Source organism: Acinetobacter sp. V89_4 (assembly GCF_029967875.1).
In the GTDB taxonomy this organism is placed as follows: Bacteria; Pseudomonadota; Gammaproteobacteria; order Pseudomonadales; family Moraxellaceae; genus Acinetobacter; species Acinetobacter oleivorans.
Map to the genome: position 1 here is coordinate 1 of NZ_JASCAI010000028.1, position 22,890 is coordinate 22,890.

Annotated in this window: 14 protein-coding genes and 2 pseudogenes; 2 read left to right on the forward strand and 14 right to left on the reverse strand. The window is 36.9% G+C overall.

The genetic code is table 11. From position 1 onward, the window contains the following. Positions 1 to 1,847 (forward strand): calcium-binding protein (locus tag QLG01_RS11650; RefSeq protein ID WP_282496487.1); only part of this gene is annotated, 1,847 nt, incomplete at its 5' end. A 41-nt stretch (positions 1,848 to 1,888) separates the two neighbouring features. On the opposite strand, the gene QLG01_RS11655 is transcribed toward QLG01_RS11650, so the two are convergent. From QLG01_RS11655 to sbnA, 12 genes and pseudogenes are all read right to left on the reverse strand, one after another. After that, the gene (locus QLG01_RS11655) at positions 1,889 to 3,223 is read right to left on the reverse strand and encodes a TolC family protein (protein WP_282496488.1); all 1,335 of its coding nucleotides are present in this window, start codon (positions 3,221 to 3,223) and stop codon (positions 1,889 to 1,891) included. After that, the gene (locus QLG01_RS11660; protein ID WP_282496489.1) at positions 3,223 to 4,710 is read right to left on the reverse strand and encodes an HlyD family type I secretion periplasmic adaptor subunit; all 1,488 of its coding nucleotides are present in this window, start codon (positions 4,708 to 4,710) and stop codon (positions 3,223 to 3,225) included. Before QLG01_RS11660 ends, QLG01_RS11655 begins: the two co-directional genes overlap by 1 nt. 41 nt (positions 4,711 to 4,751) lie before the next feature. After that, a complete protein-coding gene (locus QLG01_RS11665; protein WP_282496490.1) occupies positions 4,752 to 6,944 on the reverse strand; it encodes a type I secretion system permease/ATPase in 2,193 nt (730 codons plus the stop codon). A gap of 746 nt (positions 6,945 to 7,690) precedes the next feature. Further along, positions 7,691 to 7,843 (reverse strand): hypothetical protein, encoded by a 153-nt coding sequence (locus QLG01_RS11670; RefSeq protein WP_282496491.1) that lies wholly within the window; start codon positions 7,841 to 7,843, stop codon positions 7,691 to 7,693. A gap of 213 nt (positions 7,844 to 8,056) precedes the next feature. Beyond that, positions 8,057 to 8,521 (reverse strand): annotated as a pseudogene (locus QLG01_RS11675) (DNA methylase); the annotation flags it as partial. Between the two features lie 264 nt (positions 8,522 to 8,785). Beyond that, on the reverse strand, positions 8,786 to 11,023 hold the full coding sequence (locus QLG01_RS11680) for a TonB-dependent receptor (protein ID WP_282496492.1): 2,238 nt from the start codon (positions 11,021 to 11,023) through the stop codon (positions 8,786 to 8,788). A gap of 155 nt (positions 11,024 to 11,178) precedes the next feature. Next, positions 11,179 to 11,949 carry an aldolase/citrate lyase family protein gene (locus QLG01_RS11685; RefSeq protein ID WP_282496493.1) on the reverse strand — a complete coding sequence of 257 codons (771 nt, stop codon included), beginning with the start codon at positions 11,947 to 11,949 and terminating at the stop codon, positions 11,179 to 11,181. Further along, the gene (locus tag QLG01_RS11690) at positions 11,942 to 15,469 is read right to left on the reverse strand and encodes an IucA/IucC family protein (RefSeq protein WP_282496494.1); all 3,528 of its coding nucleotides are present in this window, start codon (positions 15,467 to 15,469) and stop codon (positions 11,942 to 11,944) included. The genes QLG01_RS11685 and QLG01_RS11690 overlap by 8 nt, the downstream gene beginning before the upstream one ends. After that, positions 15,466 to 16,671 (reverse strand): MFS transporter, encoded by a 1,206-nt coding sequence (locus tag QLG01_RS11695; RefSeq protein ID WP_209733831.1) that lies wholly within the window; start codon positions 16,669 to 16,671, stop codon positions 15,466 to 15,468. The genes QLG01_RS11690 and QLG01_RS11695 overlap by 4 nt, the downstream gene beginning before the upstream one ends. Positions 16,672 to 16,674: 3 nt before the next feature. After that, on the reverse strand, positions 16,675 to 18,315 hold the full coding sequence (locus QLG01_RS11700; protein WP_282496908.1) for an IucA/IucC family protein: 1,641 nt from the start codon (positions 18,313 to 18,315) through the stop codon (positions 16,675 to 16,677). Between the two features lie 71 nt (positions 18,316 to 18,386). Beyond that, positions 18,387 to 19,400, reverse strand: coding sequence for a 2,3-diaminopropionate biosynthesis protein SbnB (gene sbnB, locus QLG01_RS11705; protein ID WP_282496495.1), 1,014 nt, complete (start codon positions 19,398 to 19,400; stop codon positions 18,387 to 18,389). A gap of 21 nt (positions 19,401 to 19,421) precedes the next feature. After that, on the reverse strand, positions 19,422 to 20,426 hold the full coding sequence (gene sbnA, locus QLG01_RS11710; RefSeq protein WP_087400770.1) for a 2,3-diaminopropionate biosynthesis protein SbnA: 1,005 nt from the start codon (positions 20,424 to 20,426) through the stop codon (positions 19,422 to 19,424). 499 nt (positions 20,427 to 20,925) lie between these two features. Between sbnA and QLG01_RS11715 the strand changes: the two are divergent. Further along, a pseudogene (locus QLG01_RS11715) lies at positions 20,926 to 21,000 on the forward strand (hypothetical protein); the annotation flags it as partial. 47 nt (positions 21,001 to 21,047) lie between these two features. Here the strand turns inward: QLG01_RS11715 and QLG01_RS11720 are convergent. Together QLG01_RS11720 and QLG01_RS11725 are read right to left on the reverse strand one after the other, a co-directional pair. Further along, a complete protein-coding gene (locus tag QLG01_RS11720) occupies positions 21,048 to 22,070 on the reverse strand; it encodes an ABC transporter substrate-binding protein (RefSeq protein ID WP_282496496.1) in 1,023 nt (340 codons plus the stop codon). Beyond that, a complete protein-coding gene (locus QLG01_RS11725; protein ID WP_005306352.1) occupies positions 22,071 to 22,661 on the reverse strand; it encodes an ANTAR domain-containing protein in 591 nt (196 codons plus the stop codon). It abuts the gene before it with no gap. Between the last annotated feature and the right edge of the window lie 229 nt (positions 22,662 to 22,890).

Sequence of the window (22,890 nt, forward strand, 5' to 3'; positions counted from 1 at the left end):
CTGGTCCAGCAATAGAATATTTAGAATTTAAGAACGGGCAGTATTATGATTTAAAAGGAATAACCTTTGGTAATATTGTTACCCCGACCTTGCTTACTCATACAGATCAGATAACAACAACGCTGACTACGATTCAAAATACATTAAATACTTTTAACCCGAGAGCTCAGGCTGTACAAAATAAATCAGCAATTTTTCAATGGTGGGAGACGAATGGGAAAAATGCTTATCCAGATACATTATATGATAGTAGTAATGTATTAATTAATGATATTAATATTAATATCATTAAAAGAAAAAGAAGTACATTTGGTGGACATTATACAGTAGTACAAGTTGAAAAAAATACCCAATTAAAAACTGATATAGTTAATGTTGAAGTTATTGCAGAAGATGGTACAAAAAAAATAATATCAGAGGATATAAATCAAATTATTGGTGCGGAATGGGATGAAAATATTGATGCCCGCAATAGTAAGGATGTAACTTATTTATATGGTAATGGTGGAAGTGATGAAATTTATGCAGGTGCTCATCAGGATTTTATTTATGGAGGTGCAGGTAATGATAAAATACAAGCCTATGGTGTAAGTGAGTATGGGTTGATTACAGATGGATCTTTAAGAAGTATTTATACAAAAGATTATTATCGAGGTGGTTCGGGTAATGATAAAATAATTGGAAATGTATCCTATAATTCTTATGACTTGATATATGGGGATGATGGAGATGATGATTTATATGGGGCTGGGCACTCTTATATGAATGGTGGTAATGGTAATGATGTTTTTAATTTTAATGGAAACTCTATGGACCAAAACTACATATCTTTATATAAAACTAATGAAAAAGATTATAGGGTTTTAGAAGGAGGGGTGGGGAATGATAGATATCTTTTAAAAGCTAAAGATAATATGAGTCTTTATGCATCTATAATTGAATATGATAATCAAGGTACAGATACAATACAACTTTTAGATGATATTAAGTATTTTGATATGAATTATTATACTAATGTTGAGAATCTGGTTTTTTATAACTGGAATATTACTTTTGGTTCTACAGAAGATCCTAGTAATATTACCGGTGAAATATATAGTTTTATAGGTAATAGTAAAGATAATTTTTTTGATATTTCAAATAAAAATAATACCATTATAGATGGTCAAGCTGGAAATGATACTGTACGTTTCACATTTGGTAGAAAAGAACCCGCAACTATCAATTTATCCCTACAAAATGAACAAAATTATGCTGGAGTTAAGTTGACATTAAAAAATATTGAGAATCTATCGGGAAGTACTCTAGATGATATTTTTATTGGTAACTCCCAGAATAATAGATTAATTGGTGACGCTGGTAACGACACATTAAAAGGTGAAGCGGGTAATGATATATTAGAAGGTGGCATAGGTAATGATATTTTAGATGGTGGGATAGGCAATGATACTTTAACAGGCGATAAGGGTAATGATACTTATATTTTTGCCCGTGGCAGCAATATGGATACTATTGTTGAAAATGATGCTACAGTTGGAAATAAAGATATCTTATCATTTGGTAGTAATATAGCAGCCAACCAGTTGTGGTTTACGAAAACAGGTAACAACCTTGAAGTAAGTGTTATCGGTACAACTGATAAAGCAGTTATTAAAGATTGGTATTTAGGGAATTCTTACCATGTAGAAGAACTTAAATCTGGTAATGGATTAACTTTACTAGATTCACAAGTACAAAATCTAGTAAATGCAATGGCAAGTTTAACGCCACCAGCAGTTGGTCAAACATCCTTATCTGCAGATTACCAGACAAAGTTGAACCCTGTTATTACTGCAAATTGGAAATGATAACAAAGAGTAAGTCTTCATAAGGAGACTTACTCTTCAATTTAGTGTGGATTTAAAATATTTATATTAAATAAACCTGCAAGCTGCATCAGATTTAATTGGGCTTGCAAGTATTCATATTTTGCTTGGGTAAGTTTTAACTGAGCCTCGTAATATTCTTTTTCAGCCCTAATCTTATCCGTATTATTTAATAGTCCATATTTCTGCCCCAGAGTACTTGAACTAACCTTTGTTTTACTTGTTAGTACTAACTTTTCTAAAGCTTTAATACGCATTTTTCCGGCTCTTACCTTTGCAAAATTTTCAGTCGCACTTAAATGTGTTTTTTCACGGATCATGTCCAATTCACTTTTTGCTGCTAAATAGGTGGCATTTGCTTGCTTCGTTTGAGCCCTTGTTTCTCCTCCTGAGAAGATAGGAATACTCAAACCCACGCCTATATAACTAGCTTTTGTATCATAGTCTTGAATTAGATCATTAGATTGGTAGTCATTTGGATTTCTGTAGAGGCCAGTTGACATTTCTATTGTAGGCACATGATATGCTTGTATCGCTTTCAATTCTTGTTTTGTCTGTTCAGTTACAGCAGCTTGTAATTTAATTTCAAAATTATTTTTATCTACCAGTTGAATCCATTGTTCGCTGGTATACCAAGGGAAATTAATTAAATTATAATCATTTATTTGCTCAATTTGATCTATGTCAAGTCCAGTATAAGTTTTTAACTGTGCATTGGCTTGTACCAGTTGGGAGGTCACTTCTATTTCATCAGCTACGGCTGATTCATAGCCAGTTTGAGCTTCTTGAACATCCACAATGGTTGTGGCACCTTTTTTAAATTGAGCTTCTGCTTGACGTTGTTGAGTTAAAAATGATTGTTGGGCTTTTTGAATGGTAATTAACGATTCTTGAGCTATCAAAGCGTTGAAGTAGGCTTCAGCCACTCTTAATAATAATTGCTGTTTCGCTAAATCAAATTGATTTTCGGCTGCTATAACTGCAAATTTACTTCCTTGATATTTATACCATTTATTTAAATTAAAGATAGTTTGGCTTGCAGATACTCGCCAGCTTTGGCTGTTTCTGGTTATTGATGAAGGGAGAGATTGTTTTTGTTTCTGATACGAAATATTTGCTCCAATTTGTGGTAACAAGGCTGCTCGAGCGATAGGCAAGTGTTGTTGATTTGCTTCAAATTCATAGCGATTTTTTTGCAGTTCTGAAGAGTGAGTTTCAGCGGCTTTCCATGCTTCTTTAAGATCAAAAGAATATGTACTCGTGGTAAAAAAACCTACAACTAAAGTCGATATAGCAATTATTTTTGGATGGGAAAAATAACAAAGCTTTAAAGCTTTTTTAGAAAACAGTTTAGTCATTAGCGTTCTCTCAAGCTTTCATCAACTTTTGTTTGTAGAGGGCTTAGTAAATAAGAAATAACACGACGTTTTCCAGTCTTGATTTCGGCAGTTACATTCATGCCTGCATCTAAGCGTACATTTTTCCCATCAATATTTAAGGTATCTTTATCCAAAGAAATAATAGCTGTATAAACTAAACCTAAATCTTTATTTTCAACTGCATCAAAACTTACACTTTTAACTTTACCTGTTAAATATCCATAACGAGTATATGGAAATGATTCAACTTTTATAATAGCTTCTTGGCCAGCATCTACAAAACCAATGTCTTTATTAGGAATAACTGCTTCTATTTCTAGCTTGTCTTGATTAGGAACAATAACCATAATAGGTTGTGCTGCTGTGACAACTCCTCCTACAGTATGAGTAGATAGCTGTTGAACAGTTCCATTGACAGGGGAACTCAATTGCATAAGCTCCTTGCGTTGGTAACTTTTTAATGCTTCTGCTTCTAATTGGGTAATTTGTTCTTTAGATTGTCTTAATATATCTAAAGTATCTCTCTTTAGAGTCTGAGTATTGAGCAATCTCTCATCAATAGCCTGTTCAATAGCTTGTTCAACTTGTTGTAATGAGCTTAATTGACTAGATAAATCATTTTTTGCCTGAATATATTTTGTTTCCTGTTCATAAAGATTATGTTTTGATAAAAAGTTTTGTGAAACTAATTCACGATAGTCTGCAGTTCTTTGTGCTTCAATTGCAGTTATTCCTTTTAATTTATTAATTTGGGCTAAGATAGATGCTCTTTCGGCTATATGTTGTTCTTTGACTGAGGACAATTGCTCATCCTTTGTTAACCATGCTTGATATTGGTTTGTAACTAAGTTTTGAGCCTCAATGAGCTCATTTGGATTAATAGAGCTAATAATTTGCTTTCGCAATGATTGAATTTGACTAGGAATCTTGTTTGGATCTACTAGTTTTATATTCATTTCTAATTTTGGAGGTTGCTTTTTATCAATAGCAGAGAGCAATACTTCGGAGCGTTTTTGAGTTAAATATGCAGCACGTAAGGCATCAAGTGAGCGAGTGTAATCAGTTTCTGAACCAATGCCAGAAAGCTCTACTAGCACGTCCCCCGTATCAACACTTTGGCCTTCTGAAACGTTAATTTTTTCAACGACAGCTGTTTCTAAGGATTGAATTGTTTTACTTCTTCCTCCTAAACTCGTCTTTCCGTTAGCAACTGCTACGATATCTAACTTTCCAAAAATTGACCAAAGTAAGGCTAAAATTGTAAAAGTGATAATTAAACGTGCAGTCCATTTAGGGGCTGAAGATACTGGAGTTTCAGTTAACTCTAAATGAGCTGGTAAAAACTCTCTTTCATCTTTGTGTCTAATAGGAGGATCTAATTGTTCTCTAACAGACCAAATTTCTTTCCAAATACTAGTGTACTTTTTAACAAACTCTCTAAAAGCTAGCCAATGCATTTTGCTCATTTTATTTTTCCGAAAATTTTATTTATTTGTATATTCAAGATTTAGTTGGCTTGAAGATCGTACAAATATTTATAATAACCATTACGTTGTAATAACTCGTCATGAGTACCTTGCTCAATGATTTTGCCTTTATCCATGGCAATTATTCGGTTGCATATCCGAACTGTAGATAGGCGATGAGCAATAATAATGACAGTACGGCCATGGCAAATTGCACGCATATTTTTCATAATTGCATGTTCTGATTCATAATCTAAAGCACTCGTGGCTTCATCTAAGATAAGAATTCTTGGATTTCCGATTAATGCTCGGGCAATGGCTATACGTTGACGTTGTCCGCCTGATAAGCCTGTACCTTGCTCCCCGACATTCGTGTCATAACCCTGTGGCAACTCCATAATGAAATCATGAGCACCTGCGAGTTTTGAGGCCTGAATAACGCGTTCAAGAGCCATGCCTGGATCAGCTAAAGCAATATTGTCCCGAATGCTGCGATTCATTAATATATTTTCTTGAAGCACTACTCCGATTTGTCTACGGAGCCACGCTGGATCAGCTAAAGCTAAATCACTATTATCTATTAGTACACGTCCACGCTCAGGTACATATAAGCGTTGAATTAACCGTGTGATTGTACTTTTTCCAGAACCTGAACGGCCTACAATTCCAACAATCTCTCCATGACGAATATTTAAAGAAAGATCTCTTAAAACTTCTGGACTGTCGGGACGGTATCTAAATGAAACTCTTTCTAAATCAATTTGACCTTGAATTTCAGGTAGAGCTAATCGACTATTGGGGTTTTCTGTTGGTGAGTTTAAAATATCCCCTAAACGGTCAACTGAGATACCAACTTGTTGAAAATCCTGCCAAAGCTGGGCCAAACGTATAACAGGTGCAGCGACTTGACCTGCTAGCATGTTAAAGGCAATAAGTTGACCGACTGTAATGTCACCAGAAATTACTAAACGAGCTCCGAACCATAAAGTCGCTACCGTAACAAGTTTTTGAATAAGTTGGACACCTTGTTGCCCAATAGTGGCGAGTCGAGTAACGCGAAAACCCGAAGATACATAGGCTGCCAACTGTTGATCCCATCGTTTCGTCATCTGTGGCTCCACAGCCATAGATTTGATAGTACTCATAGTAGTTATAGATTCAACTAGAAAAGCTTGGCTATCAGCATTCCTTGAAAAGTTCTCATTCAACCTTGTTCTTAGAACTGGGCTAATTGTAGCTGACCATATTGCATATAACGGAAGAGAGATAAGAACGATTAATGTTAACCATCCGCTGTAGTACCACATAACAGCAATAAAGATAAATGAAAAACATAAATCTAAAACTGAAGTTAAGGCTTGTCCAGTTAGAAAATTTCGAATTTGCTCCAGTTCTCTAACCCTGGCAACCGTATCCCCAACACGTCTGTTTTCAAAATAACTGATGGGTAAACTAAGAAGATGTCTAAATAGCCTTGCTCCTAATTCAACGTCTATACGACTAGTAGTATGGGAAAATATGAAGGTACGTAACCCACCTAAAACTACTTCAAATAGAATTACAACAATAAAGGCAAAAGCGATGACGTCTAATGTTGAGAAACTTCTATGAACAAGTACTTTATCCATTACTACTTGGAAAAATAGAGGAGTAATTAAAGCAAAAAGTTGTAAAACTATTGAGATAATTATAACTTCGAGAAAGATTTTTCGATATTTTATGACAGCAGGTATAAACCAAGTAAAATCAAATTTAGACAGACTTCCTAGAATTGCTGCTCTAGATGTTACTAAAATTAATTCACCAGAATAACGTTCATAAAATTCATTTTGTGCTAGTAAAATTGGTCGACCTTGAACCAAATCATGAATTAAAAATTTCTCAGATTCTACTTTTGCTAAAATAAAATGTTGCCCGTTCTCTTGCCAAACTAAAGCAGGAAGATTTGTAAGGTGCAATCTTTCTGTAGGTTGTTTAGACAATTTTGCTTTTAAGCCCAGTTCTTTTGCTGCTAATAACCATGAAGTTTTATCAAGTCCTGCTCCATCAGGATCAAATCTGTGCTGGATATCTGCAGTATTTATTGCAACTCCATGATATTGAGCTAAAAGCAATAACCCTAATAGAGCATTATCTTTCTTTGGCGGCTGTGGAGTTGCATTAATAGTTGATATATCTTGAGTATTCATATGTAAATTACAAAAAAGAAAGAAGGCAATATTTTTTCTATTCACGATTATATAATTTTTTAAGAAAGTTAAAATTGTTTTATTAAATTTCAGATCAATAAAAAATATTTAATCCTAAAATATATGATTAGAGGAAGTCTGTAGAAACACTCCTATCTATAGAGGGGAATAAGAGAAATAGAACTATCTAAGTAAAAAGAAGGACGATATTTATTTGAATTAAAGATAAATCTATTAAACTGTTTAAGAAATTTTTATATAAATATATAAAATTAAAGTGAATTTTAATTCAATAAGACAATTTATACTGTGTAGTTCAGTCAAAAGGTTGTAACTATCTAATAGATAGTTACAACCTACCTTGCTAACAAATACCACTTATCATGCACATGGATGGTAAGCTTGTAGCTTAACGACTACGGGCTCTGATAGGCTACGAAATTATTATAACTTATTTAGAGCTAGGTAATGTCAATGGCAACATTTCTATGTAGGCTTGACATGTAATTGTTCATGATCAATTCAACTTAGTTAGCTAAAAAACCATTATAAGGAGAAAAATGAACAGGCTTTAAATTTTGTGTAAGTTCTATTTTTTACAAATTAATGGTCAATTTGATGAAAATGCGTGTTCAGTTAGATTAAATTGTTTTGGTCAAAATACAGAGTGAAAGTTGGTCAATCAAATTGCAAATATGCACCAGATAAAAATTAAAGTATAAATGAGGATATTTTCATTTAAAGAGTTGAGTTGTAAAAATCTATATTCTTGGCCAACTCCTTATAATAATTTAATCATGTTTGTGAAAATTCTTTAGTTTAGGTTTATGTTGATATAACTGTTCAGCTTTTAAAATTTTAGAAATTGCTGCTTCAGATATTTTTTTAATACGTTCTTGGCTATCAAGAGTACGTTTTGCAATTAGTTCATTTAGTTTAGTCATTAAATTTCTCCGAAATTTTCAAGTAAATATTTTACGCTCTTTCTTATAAGTATGACAAAATAATTTATATAAGTTAAATAGTTTGTATTCGCTGAAATGGTTGACCTTAAGTTCCAGTACGGATCGTTTTAAATTTGAAAAAATATGTTAGTAACATATAAATATTATGTTGAATATAAAGGTAATTATTGAATAAAGTCAGATTCTGTATAAGGCCTGAGTTTTTGAATATCCAATACCAATACAGCAGGGTAGGCTTAACCATTCATCTAGCGTTTCTACGACTTTGACACAATAAGAATGGATATCTAGAGATTGGAGGTAAGGGGTAAGGTGGATAAAGCATTCATCAATAGAGTAAGCCTCTAAATCATCGGATGAGAAAAACTCCCCAAGAACCGAAAAAAAGCGACGAGACATCTCGGCATATAAAGTGTAGTTGCTTGAATAGACGTGTACGCCTGCTTTGAGAGCTTCTTCTTCAATTTGATACCATGGGATTCCCATCTTTATACCCATGTTTTTTGCTTCTTCACTGCGTGATACAACGCATCCATCATTGTTAGAAAGTACCACAACAGGCAAACCAATAAGTTTGGGATTGAATAGTCGCTCACAACTGACATAACAATTATTAATGTCTACAAGCGCATAAATTTCTCGATGTGAAATTTCCATTATGATTCCCCTTACAAAATATTGGTAAAGCCACATGCATGAATTGAATTTCATAAACACGATGTTGAAAAGTGTTGGGAGAAAATCACATCTTGAATATGTAACGAAATCAAGTTAACAAAATTTCTGGTAGAAAGCTAGGGGAGTCCCGACAGTCGGTTTCAAGTCGACAAAGAAAAGAAGATGAGGCTTAAATAATTTTTAAATAAAAAAAGGAGATCGTATAGATCCCCTTTTCTGTGACACATTCTATCTAATTTTTAATTACCATTTATGGCTATAAGAAACTTTAAGCGTTGCCCCATTTGCCACTAAATGGCTAGTGTTATCGCTCGTTCTTAATAATTGACTATAAAGCGGGTAGTACTTACGATTAAACATGTTTTCTAAACCAATCGTCACAGTGTCTTTCTTGTTAAGCGCAAAACTACTGATTAAATCGGCTGTTGTGTAAGACTTTACATCATAGCGACCAAAGCCATTTACACCATTTAAGCGGTAATCTTCTGAACCGAAGTATGTTGCTTGCAGGCGGTTCGTCCAAGTTTCAGTTGGGCTATAAGAAACGTAAGCTGTGAGTTTTAATGGTGGGATGCGGAAACCTGTCATGTCTTGTTCAGAACCGTTTTGAGGTTTTTCACGACCTTTCATCCACGTAACGCTACCACCAGTTCCCCAAATATTTGCATCGTCAAGATAGTCAAAAGTTGCTTCAACACCAGTTACTTTTTCTTTTGTTCTAGCAAGCACTAGACCATTGTTGAAAGATTGCACAGCCCCAAGATCAGAAGTTGAGTGGAACACTGCTAAGCTGGAAGAGAAGTTGTTGAAGTTTCCTTTCCAGCCCAGTTCGTAGTTATCAACTTTTACAGGTTCTAAAAATGATGAGCCAAGGTTAAAGCCTTCACCAGCATTACGGATAATCAAACCGACATCAGGTAATTGAAAACCTTGGTTAAACGATGCATAGATCGAGTTTTGATCATTTGGAGAGAAGGTCACATTAGCATTGTATAACCATGCATCAGCTTTCACTTTTCCGCCTGGAACAGTGTAAGGGTTGGTCTTACCTAATTGTGATAATGGAACAAAACTATCAATTTGCGCATAGCTGTCTTCATAGCGTGTACCTGCTTCAGCTGACCATTGGTCATTAAAGCGGTGTTTTAACTGTATAAAACCGCCAACACTTTGCGTCGTGAGTTCGGGTAAATAAATGAGCTTGCCAGTTTTTACAAATTCTAGACCACCTGATTGATCATAAATTTGAGGGTCAAAAATATCTAAAGGCATTTCGCTTTTTTCACGGCTGAAGTCACCACCCCAAACCAATGATGTATCGCCTAAAAACTCAAGTGGTGTGGTAACAGTTAAGCGGCTACCGAGTACATTATTTTCTTGATAAATCTGGTCGACTTGTTTGCCACGGTTCGCATTTCCACGAGCATCAAATGGTGAAAAACGGGTAAAGAAGTCGCGGTAATAAATTTGAGCATCAACCTTATTACCAAAAAAGTCTTTATGGTTATAGGTTAAATTGTAGATCTGGTTTTCGTTTTTATTTTGGTCTTTAAGCTTTAAGCCTTTAATGGCTTTGGCTGGGACAGTTCCTGCTGGAGCTTTTTTTACACTTGGATCAGATGCATAGTCTGAGTCTTGCTCGGCATTATAGTAGTTTGCAGCGAATTGTAGATATTGATTGTCATCAATATGGTAACCCAGCTTACCACCTACGCTGTAGCCATCGGAATCATAAAGGTCGCCCTGACTTGGTTCAGGTGCAACACGGTCACCACTTGCATCGTATGGGCTACCAATACGTTGATAACCAAAGTCGAATGCATAATCAAAGGCGTTAAAGCTGCCTGTGAAATATTGGTGAATATCTCCACCCAAAGCATCAGAACGGAAATTCGTTAAAGGTGTTTGTAGCCCAATGACGGTTTTTGCAGTAGATTCACCACCTGCAGCTTTCGTGGTAATTGAAATAATACCACCCGCAGCGCCACCGCCATAAATTGCGTTACTGCCTCGAATGACTTCAATGTTCGCAATACTTTCAGGGTCAATTGCTGAAAGTCCTCTAGCTGTATCACGTGTGAGGTTCATTGGCACGCCATCGACCAAGATCAGAGCATTACGTCCACGTAAAGTTTGACCATAATCGGTAATGGTTCGGCTTGAGTCAGACAGGCCTGGTACTGCTTTGGCTAAAACGGTTGCAATACTTCCAGAGGAACCATTTCTTAAAAGTTCAATTTGTTTTTCATCTAGTTTGGTGACTTGTTTAGCAGAAGTAGAAAGTTCATCTGCACGTGAAGCAGTAATTGTAATTGTAGGGAGTGCTTCAGGCTTTTTTTCAGCATCTGTTGTCTCAGGAGACGAGGCTGCAAAAGCTGAGTTTGAGAGAAAGATGGCTCCACCAAGTGAAAGAAGTGGAATGATATTTTTAACTTCAGACTTTCTTGTAAAAAGTTTATTACTTTTTATCTTATTTCCCATTTTCTCGCCCTGAGAGTGATTTTAAATTGAGCGAATTATAAATGAGAATCATTGTAATTAACAATATTATTAATTGCTTAAAAAATAATATATCTGAAATTTATTCAATGCATTAGGGGAATAAGTGTTTATTCCCCCAGAAAATTGAATAGTGATTAGATTTCTTTAAAAGCATTTAGGTGGTTTTGATGGGCGCGGCGGATAATGCTGCGGTCATCACCGAGTACAAAAAGCTGAACGGATTGTTGTTTCCATACCGCAATATCCTCAGGTTGTCGGGGAATAGCACAGAAATGCTTTTGACTATTTTTTGTCTTTGCATACATCTCTTGGACTTTTTCTTTCACTTTTGGATGGCTGGTTTGCCACGGCATTCCCATAGATTGGGAAAGGTCGGCAGCACCTTCAAGAATAATATCGATGCCTTCGACTTTTAGAATTTCATCTAGTTGTTCTAGTCCTTCTAAGCTTTCAATCATGGCAACCACAATCATCTCGTTTGCCGCCTGTTGAACAAAACTGGCTAAATCATCAATGCCGTATCTATTTGATCTTGTCGAATTCAGTCCTCTTTGACCAAGCGGCATATAGTGGCAATAATTCACAGCTTCTCGTGCCTGCTGGACATTTTCAATACGCGGGAAAACAATGCCAGTTACCCCTGCATCAAGCAAAGGTAAAACTAGGTGGTTAGCGTTTAAAGGTACTCTTACAAACACATCGAGGCTCATGGCTCTAGCGGCTAAAATCATGGTCTCGACTTGGGACGTGGTAAATAAAGTATGTTCCAAGTCGATAATAATAAAGTCATAGCCCGCAAGTGCCAGTTGTTCGACATTAATGGGAGATGCTACGGAACAAAATATTCCGTAGAGCATCTCACCATTTGCTATTCGTTTCTTAAAAGAAATCGAATGCTTATTCATATTCGATTTCCTTAATAAGGCTAAGCGGGTTCGGTGTGGTTTGTACTCTTAAGCGAATTTCCGGAAGGAAACGGCGGCTTGCAAGCTGTTCAATATCGATGGTGTCATCTGTAAAGTTAAACAATTCATATCGCTCTGTAAACTCTGGATGTGCTTCTTTGTGCTGATTGATGATGGTTCTTAACATGGTCCAGAATTTGATTTCATCGAAGTCATAATGCTCATTTAAGAAAATCGCTAACTCTGCCAAATTTACAAACCAAAGCGCATCTTGGGTAAAGTCTCTTAACTCATTTGGAGAGTGGGTTTCCAAGAACGAGTTCGGGTTAATCTTGGCGTGCTCTTTTGGCGCATCTTGTAAATTCGGCAGAAGGTCTGGCTCACGTAAAAGATGACGGCTAAAACGAATCCCATCATGGAAATCTTTCAATGCAGCTTTAAAGGGTAAGCCATTTTTATGAATCAGAACCATGTTTTGTGCATGTGACTCTAAAGCGAGGCCATGGCACCATAAAATATGCATGATTGGTAAATACGCATTGGTGAGTAACTTTTCTAACCAGAACTCGATACCGTACTCTTGAATCCACTCATCAATTAGAGGCTTTTGGTCAATGTCGACTTGCATTAGTCCTGTTATCGGAGTTGCCGATTCGCCTTCTTTTAAGTAGCTGTAGATACTTTCGCGCCAAATGCAGGCGAGTGCGCCGTATTGAACAGGTAGCGCAATTTGCTGGTTAACCGAAAGACCGCCAATCTCTCTTAAAATAACGGGCTTGCGATGTTTTTCTAGAATATGATCTTGCTCAACAATGTTATAAAGCCAGTCACTCATTTTTGCAGCATTTTGAACGGTATGCGGTGCTAATACGCGAGATGTAGAGGTATTAACCAAATTCATTGCCAATTTAAGAGAAAGCGCCGAGATATCACTAATGTTCGATAAAGTTCGAATCGATTGCTGTGGTAAATAAGTCGGACCTTCAATGTCTAACGGGATGATGAGTTGGTTGCTAATTGCATCTTGATAATATAATTCAATAATTTTATCCCACTGCCACGGGTGAATTGGAGTGAGGATATATTCCTGAAAGTCTACATTGTTATCTTTTAATTGATCACTAATTGCTTGTAGATCTTTTTCTGAAAAATGCTGTTTATAAAGTTGCTCTAAGTTAATCGTTTCACTTAAAACCAGTTTGCATAAACTGTTATGAGTCGCGGCCCATTTAACCGTAAAACCTTCAGAAAGCTCAGGTGCATATTTTTGATTTTCTTTTAAATCGAAGCCAATACGAGACTTAAAGCTTGGATGGTATAAATGCGCATTGGTAATCCTTGCTTCTTGTTCTAAATAAGGCAAAGTTCTTAAAGGTTGGGCAGGTGCTTGGCTCAAAGTTTGCGCATGCTTAACGAAAGTTAAATTTAGCTCATCATTAAAGTTTTGCCATTTAACTGGGTCAGCTTCAATAATATTTTTTAGGTCGGTAAGTAGCGTTTTTAAGGTAGGACGAGTTTCAGCGCCTAAAGTAATATCAGAACGGACTAAGCTTGAAGGATCTAGCTTAATTCGTTTAAAACTAAAGTGTCGTTTAGCTGTACATGTATAGAAAACTGTATCGGAAATATAGAACTTGATCTGACCTTTAGAAAACTCGTATTTAAAGGTATTTTCAAAAATAAGCGCTTCCAATAATTGGCCCATCACGCGGTTTTCCGCAAGGGTTTTATAATTGGTTTGTTGTGTTGGTTGAAGAGGGCAAAGCGCTTCTGCGCCGTGATATTTATAAATAGGGTTTTCAACTTCAATCCAGATGGGATTGCCACCACTGTGGTAGAGCGTATTTAACATATTTGCCTTAATTGGTAATGTGAGTGAATTAATTAATAAATCGCGGTAGTGCTGGCCTTTGGCGCTAAAATTTTCTTGCGTGAGCGTAAGGCGTGTGGCTTGCCATAGCTCGCTTTCTTCGATCACCGTAACTCGTGCAATTGCACTGATGAGATGCGCAATGTGGTTGATCACGAGGTAATATTTTAAAAAGGTCCATGCATCTTTTTGAGAGAACCAAACGGTACTATCTTCAGAAATAGATGAGTCATCTTCTATCATTTCTGGAACAATACTAATGCCTTCCATGTCTCGAAGAATGAGGCGATGTGGATAGCCGTTTTTAAACTCCATTAAACTGTTTTGCATATGCGCTTCTACGCTAATGCCTTTATTTGCAAACAGTTCGACTAATGGGATGAGTGAAACTTTAACGTACTGTTTCCACCAAAAAGTAATGAAGTCTTTCGCATCATTGGTTTGTAGATTTTGGTTGGGTGCAGCTTGTTGAATAAAGCTTAAAAGTGGGATTTCATGGTTTTCGTTTTCTTCAACCAAGCCACCGAGCATTCTTGTATTTTCTAGTACCTCAGGTGTGAGTCCAGCTCTATAAATAATGCCAAATGAACTTTCAAGCTCTGGAATTTTGACTGTTTTCGCCTCTAACTCCGGCAGAATCACAAGGTCAGGATATTGTTCATTAATCTTGTGATTAATAATAATCTTGCTTGCATCAATAGCTCTTTCCATTTCATCCATTGGGTTATTACGAATGAAACTGGTAATACGTACGTCAATTGAGAGCTTTAAGAATAGGTTTGATTGAGGTAACCACACTGTACGAACAGATGAGGTAGGCCATACGGTTTGGCCTAATGCACCCAGATGTATGATTTCTTGACTGTCTAAATATTTCTTTAAAGACGGGTGTTGAAGTAAGAAGTTGGCTTGCCACGGGTGAGTCGGCATGAGCTCATAATTTGCTAGGTTGTCTTGTAAACGTTCTTTTGCAGTTTCTAAAACTTCATCTTCAATACGGTGAGAAGGTTCGGTCTCGCTGACTAGCTTTTCGATTAAAGAAGAATGAACCGCGAAGTAATGGAGTTGGAAACTTGTGCCTAACTCAGGGCTATACTTTTTCATGTCTTCTTTAGAAAAACCTAAATTGGCTTTAGAGGTCACATGAAAAGGGTGGCCATATAGCATGCCTTGTTCAGTAGCCTGAAAACCACTCAAAGCTTTAGATGTTGTTTGGGATGGTCTATTTTCTAAAAAGAATTTTGTGTTCTCGATACTATTGGCAATATCGGAATAAAGGTTCTTGTTCTGGTTTTTGTCTTTAAATAAGCTATTTAACTCATCGGTAATGAGCTTCACTAATTTTTTAGGATCAGTTAGAGAGTCAAATGTATTGTCGCTTAAATTTTGCAGAGCAAAGCCACGCTGATATCGATGATAGCCAGTGGTGGAGAAGTGTTGAACTGCACCATAAACAATCGTATTAGACGCATTAAACGTGTAAGAAAAATAGATTGAGTTCGGCTGTTCCGCATCTTGTGTGAATAAAGGAGAATCTTGAGCTGAGATAATGTGCTCTTCAAGATCTACTTTAAGTTCGCGAAAGAAAGTATTCAGGTACTGTTCGAAAAGTTTATAAGACCATGCATCGGTTGTAATAATTGAGTTCATTCTTGTGCCTCTTCTAAAATTGTATCCATTAAGAATCTATTCAAAATCACCACTAATCCCGCACCGATAAAAAATAAAGAGGTGCAGATTAATGCGGCTGTAATATTGAAAAATGAGTAGGTAAGCGTGATGGTGATCGGACCAAAAAGTTGGCCTAAGACAAAAGCACTGTTAGAAATGCCGATCACTTTTCCTTGGCTTTGAGTGCCAGCTTTTAGAGAAATCGTGTGTAAGATCGAAGGAATAAGCGCTGCGAAGCAAAAACCTTGTATGAGTCGTAATACGAGAATGAGCCAGAGATTAGACACCCATATCAACGCGAAAATCGTGATGCCACAAATTAAAGATGCGTAAACGAAGTTATTAAAAGAATCTCCTTTATCATCATTTCTTTTTCCCCAATAGGTCGCAGCAATAAAGGCTGCTCCCCATGAAAGCGCATGGATTGTGCCCGTTAAGCTTGCAGCAGATAACGATGAGTGAATGTTTTGGCTTATTTCACTAATGTATAAAACGAAGCAAGACACTAAACCAAAACCACCGGCTTGCACCAAGATGCCGGCACTCAACCAAGAAAAAATTGTTCTATCAAAAAAGTCTGGAATTTTAGATTTTTCTTTGGTTTTTACAGCCTCAGTTTTAACTGGATTGGCTAATAAAAAGGACGCGATCACAATTAATGTAACTACAATAAATGCAGTTGCATTAAGTAATATTTCAACCCGCCAGTGGTCCATAAAGATACCGCCGAGTACTGGACCACACAGGCAAGCTAGCGCAACACTACTTTGGAGCTGCCCAAAAGCAGCACCTCGTTGTTGTTCATTAGAAAGATATGAAACATAAGCATTTAAAATGACTGAAAGACCGCAAAAACCTAGTAAAATCCGCGCAAAAATAAATAGGTATAAATGCTGGGCGCTAGCCATGAGCAGTATGGAAATACAAAAACCAGCCAATGAAAGTAGGAGTGCTTTTTTATGGCCAAAAGTGTCTGATAGGTGACCAACAATCGGTGCGGTAAATAAACTGCCAATTGCGGGTGCAGCGAGTGCCAAACCTGCCCAGATAGTGGGAGCACTCATATGCGCCGTCAGTTTTTCCATATAAAGCGGCATGATCGGAATAAGTACCATGAGCCCGAAAGTGGAAAAAAACTGGCAGAGCAAAATAATGAAATGATCTAGGCGAGATGAGCGCATGATTTAGATATCCATGGTCTCATAGCTAGAAACAGATAAGCTTTGATAAGGGTTTGACGTGGTTCCGATTTTGCTTGGCATTCCCGTCGAATCACTTTCTTGGGCTAACAGCGGCGTAAGTAGCTGTTTGAACGGCCAAGTCTTATTGTCAAAAAGATAGGTTTGAATTTGAGACTTTGTCTGTTCTGAAATCGGTTGGGTTTCTACAAAATCATGAATAATGTCTTGAATCATTTCCCAGAAATCGCTTTCTGAACGATCTGTATATTTCAAGGTAGCTAAAGCAATCGGGTAGAGGTTAATTTGAATCCCTAAAGTAATGAAGTAATTAAATAAGTCTTCATTCTTACTAAAGATAAGATTGTTTGGCGTACTGGTATCAATGGTATAGATCGGAGGTGTGAAGCCACTTTCTTCAATGGCTGGTGTACATATTCTTAAGGTATCGTGGTCACGCAAAATAAAGCATTTCAACTTATTATTTTCATAACACACCATGGTGTTTTGCCCGTGGCATTCAGGCATGATGCCTTTCGACCAAAGTGTTAAGAATGTTTGAATAAAATGAACACTTAAGTCTTTTAATAATGTCCATTTGTCACCTTCAACACCTAAAGTTTCCCAAGGGTCAACATACGTACAGCTTAAAGCTGACATAGTGATTGGGGTGACGTTTTTATCTTGGCAAAATTCGGGTAAATGTCTGACTTGGCAACCGATTACACCTAAATTTTTTACTATTGGCTCTTGTTTACCCAGTACCCACCAATGCGTTTCATTACTCAAAAAGAGGCGATTTTTTAATAAAGGAGTTTCATTAATAACTTCATTTAAAAAATCATATGCCCTGTGACCATTCATTAAATAACGTCCCGGCATAGAACGGATCGCACCTAATGTTTTGGCATTCGTTGATAGTTTTAAATGTAGATTAGGGTTTGCGTTATGAATGAGAGTTCTTAAAGATGAGGTCGGTAAACCAATTGTCGTGACATGGTTCAGGTCAATACCGTCATACTTATTTTCTTCAAATTTTAAATAGCGATGTTGAGTCTCTAACAAAGGAAGTGCTAAGTAGTCATCTGAAAGCTCGGCCATTTTTTCAGCAATAAAGTTGGCTTCAGAGTCTGATAGCAATGGTTCTTTATAAGGAATCGAATCCATATTGTTGATCACGTCATCTTTCTTAAAAGCCCACCAATACACTTCAATTTCTTTTTGAGTCGTAAGTGGTGCAAGTTCACCTTTTGAGTGAGCGAACGGATGAAATGGACGATCAGCTACCAGCGATAGCAATTCACTGGTAATTAAAGGCGAAGAAAATGAAAGTGCTGACTGCAAAATCTGAGGGATTTTTTCAGCCGTTACTAAGTTGTCGAGCCAATAATCAATCGCTTTTTGATGATGCGGTGAAGGCCACCAAGAGGCTTTTGTTAAATAGGTAAAAACTTCAGAAATAGAAATTTTAGAAGTCGTATTACTCAAGAGGTTATGAAGCAAAACTTCAGGTTGAGTAACATAGAAAGGATTTACACCATCTACTTTTAAACAGCTGAAATAGAGTTCCAACTCATCATTTAGAGTGATTGCCAGATAAGGCTTTTTATAGGAAATATGATCTCTAAAATCTCCATAATTCTCCATGTAGAGGGCATCTATTGTTTTTTGTAGTTGTGCTGTGTAAATCCGATCTAGCATTTTAGTTATTCCTATTCTTATAAAAGTGGTAGAACCGTTCCAACGTTTTGTTCTTGTGCAGCATTGAAGAACCATTTAGCGCAAACAATGTCGTCAATCGCCATGCCCATTGGGTTGAGCAAAATGATTTCATCTTCGTGTTCGCGGCCGTTTTTATGACCAATAATGATGTCGCCAAGTTCAGCATGTAGTTTTTCACGGCTGAATAAGCCATCTTCAACCAGTACGTTGATGACTTTCTTTTCTCGGTTTGATTGGTCCCAGTCATCTACAATGACTTTGTCCACTTTTAGGAAGACTTCAGGTTCAATATCCATAATTGAAATATTTGAAACAAAGCAGCCTTTTTTAAGCCATTCAAATGGGATGTAAGGCTTATCTGAAACTGTGCAGGTAATCAGCACATCAGCTTGCTGAATCGCAGATTTCGCATTGTCATGAATTTCAATTTCTAGATGTGGATATTCCGATAAGAACAATGCTTTGAGTTTTTCAGCCGCTTCAGGGTTCACATCAAATAAATGTATTTTTTTCACTTGAGCGTATTGTTCAAGTACAGTCTTAATCTGCATTTGAGCAATTGGACCGCAGCCAATCACGGTAATGTCAGAAAAGTCTTTTTTTGCTAAATACTTAATCGAAACACCAGTAATTGCAGCAGTTCGCATGGCACTGATTAAGCTGCCTTCCATTACTGCAACCGGATAGTTTGTTTCTGAGTCATTTAAAACAATCAGCGCGCTAGCACGTGGAATATTGAATTTTTTAGGGTTATGTTGTCTTGAGCCAATCCATTTGATGCCGGCAATTGGGTCGTTGCCGCCTAAATAACAAGGCATAGCGATAATACGATCAGCAATATGGTCTGCACCTTGCCAGCGAAGATACGGTTTTAAGGGTTGTACAAACTGTTTATTTGCATGCAGGGTTAAACCTTCAGTAATCGCTTCAATAAATGAATTACTATGATTTGCGCCAAGATTTAATAAATCTGATTGACTTAAATAGCGAAGGGTAGCCAAATTGCTCATGAATATGTCCTAAGGAGAAAGTTAAACAACATTTTGTAAAGTAAGGTTTTCTTGGCGTCGTAAGTTTCGATTGAAGTGACGCTTTTTGATCATTTCGAACCATTCATCTTCATAAACTAGATCGAGATAACGGTCACCGCGATCGGGTAACAGTGTTAAGACGCACGATCCATCAGGAATGGTTGGAATCAGTTTTTTGATGGCTGAAATTGATGAACCACTCGAACCGCCTGCAAAGATCCCTTCGTGCTCAAGAAGTTCTCTACAACCAAGTGCCGATTCATAGTCATCTACATAAATGACATCATCAATTTCATCGGGAGAGAGGAGAGCCGGAACAGTGCTTGCTCCAATGCCGGGAATTTCGCGTGGACCAGACGTACCACCAAATAAGACAGAGCCGACAATATCGACAGCGATGACTTTTAATTCTGGGAACTTTTCTTTAAGGCGACGAGACACGCCCATAATCGTGCCGGAGGTACTTGCTCCAATCACGAGGTAATCAATCTTGCGATCAATTTGATTTAGGATTTCTTCTGCTTCACCAAAATAGTGGCTTTTCCAGTTGTTTGGATTGGCATATTGATTAATCCAGACGGCATTTGGCAGTTGTTGGCAGAGTCGTTTTACAGTGTCAATTCGGGTTTTTAAATAACCGCCGTTTTGGTCTTTTTCAGAGACCATTTCGATGTTGGCTTTGTAGAGCTTCAGCATTTGTAGGTTTGCTGAGGCAATTTTCGGGTCAATAACGGCAGTAAATTTTAATCCATATATTTTGCATGCCATTGCAAGCGCAATCGCTAAGTTTCCTGAAGAACTTTCAACAATATGACTATCTTTATTAATCACTCCGGATTTCAGGCCTTCCTGTAGCATGAATAATGCTGGACGGTCTTTAATACTTCCTCCTGGGTTTAACAATTCCATTTTCGCAATCACTGAGATCGATTGATGCGTGAATAGCCTTGATAGTTGTAATAGTGGCGTTTTACCTATGCAGTCGAGAATATTTTCATGGATCATGGTAGATCTTCTCAGGTTTTTATGTGATGTGAATGATAATGATTATTAATTTAATTATTATTACCATTTGTTCCATGATTGTTGCGCTTTGTAACTTAAAATAGGGGGGACTTATAGGATTTTTCACTAATTTTTTTTGTGTAATTATTTGAATCGTAATATTTATATTTTATAAAGTTAGAAATTAATAAATGTTTTAAATATAACTAGATAGGCAATAAATTACTTTTTAGCTAAAAAAATTAATCTAATTAAGACGGATGTTTGAAATTACTTTGAAGCAATAAAATTTATGATCTGACCCACATAATTTGTGTATGGCTATTTTGTAGAGATCATAGAGAGGTTTAATGCATAAAAAGAGAGGACTATTTGAGTACTTTCTTAACAGGCTGAGAATGATTAACGAAATTGATGATGTGGCAGTTATTGATATGAAAATGTCTGAAAATGATATGTTTAGATAGATATGATCATTTCCATAAGCGCTATATTTTCAATGGATCAGTTGAGCCTAGAAAATATAGTAATGCGTGTTTCGCATTTTGTCTTATGGGTCTTTCAAGCTGTCTTTTTTTATAAAAGACAGCTTTTTTTATGCTGATTTGACTCTTAGATAGCTTATGAAGAATATCGCTGTTTGGCTTGTTCATAAGCCTCAAGATTAATGCATTGAGCACCCAAGCTTGTGATTTGTGCTTGGTCAATTTGAAGTTCATCCCACTTTTGCATTTGCTCAAGCAGCCAATAAAAGTCTTCTACTTTTGGAAGCGCACTTTCTTTTACTAAATGACGAACAATATCCTGAATCTTAAAATATTTATCGACATGCACTTCTTCTGAGCAATGAAAACGAACAATTTCAAACTCAACCAATAACTTTAAAATCGGAGCAAAATCTTGGAACTCACTCAATTCTTGTTGGGCTTTCATAATTGCTGCGGTGAGCGCGACTAGTGTTTTTGGATGTTGCTCTGCCCATTCCTGTGTTACAGCTAAAACCTTGTCAGCCACAGGAGGAATAATGTTTTGGCTTGAGCAGATCATTTTACTTAAACCAAGAAGCTCGCCTTGGGTATTCCAAGGTTCACCTACACAAAAACCATCAATCACATGTTTATCGAGTGCTTCGACCATATAAGGTGGTGGTAATGTTTTGAGCTGAATAGACTGCGCGATTTTTGGATTTGCTAAAGCCAACCATTCTCTTAAACAATAATGATGAATGGAATGCTTAAACACATGCGCTAACGAAATAGAGTGACCTTGTTCAAGATAGCTCGCCACTTTCTGCGCCGTTATTTGAGCCGTATCATTTTCTTTAATTGCAAGTTGATGAGTAAGTTTTTGACTTAAGCTAATGAAAGCACGGTTTTCACTTAAAACCAGTGATGTTTGCAGTGGCGTGCCAATTTGATCTGTGCCTACAGCCGCCGCAGGTAACATTGCAGATAAGCAGTGCGCTGCATCTAATAATCCAAAAGCCAAACGGTCTCGAAGACTTGCCCATGATGCTTCTTTAACTAAAGTGACGTCTAAACCAACTTCTTCAAAGAAGCCTCTTTGTTTTGCCCAAAGTAATGCAAGACAATCAAGCAAAGGAATATAGCCGAGTTGTAATTGAGTCTTTTCTAATGTGCTCATTTATTCATCCTTTAGTTGGTTGCCAAGTAATTTTTGAGCGTCAAGTAAACGCCGTGCCATTTCTCCAATCGTAATCCGGTGACTCATCGCATTTTTTCTAAGAAGCTGAAATGCAGTTTCTTCAGGTAGTCCATGCAATTGCATTAGTAGAACTTTAGCTTTTTCAACATCCTTACGGTCAGCAAGTTTGGTTTGAGCTTCTTTTAAATCTCCTTCGAGTTTTTTATGCTTTTTATATTGCTCGATCGAGATTTCTAAAATGGTATGTAAGCGGGCAGGGTCTATGCCATCTACAATATAAGCAGTCACGCCTGCATCGATGGCTTGTTTGATGGTGTCTTTATCTGAATTTTTAGTGAACAGGACAGTGGGTAGATCATAGCTACTGACACAGCTTTCAATAATGTCGCGGTGAGGATGATCCATATCGAGCAAGATGACATCGGCTTGTAAATCTTCAAGACGAAAGATATTCAAGTGATCCAAAGTAAGGCAAGCGACCACTTCAAAGTCATTTTCAAGCAGACTGTTTTTTATATAGTCCGCTCGCGCATGATCATCATCAATAAGGGCTATTTTGAGTTTTGGCATAAGTTCAGAAAATCAGGCTAAGAAAATGCGCCAATTCGACGCTTTTTTTGTTATTGGGTTTTAAGCAAGATTAATGCCATCCAAAACTACTCAAAAATCAGGATTTAGTGGCAATTTTGGATGCTAAAGAGTTGGTGTGTTCGATCTTGGTGCAAAAATACGGTTCATTTTGTGGCAAAGCTTATTTTTATTTAAACCACATAAATGTGCAGTGATAGAGCAAGCAAAA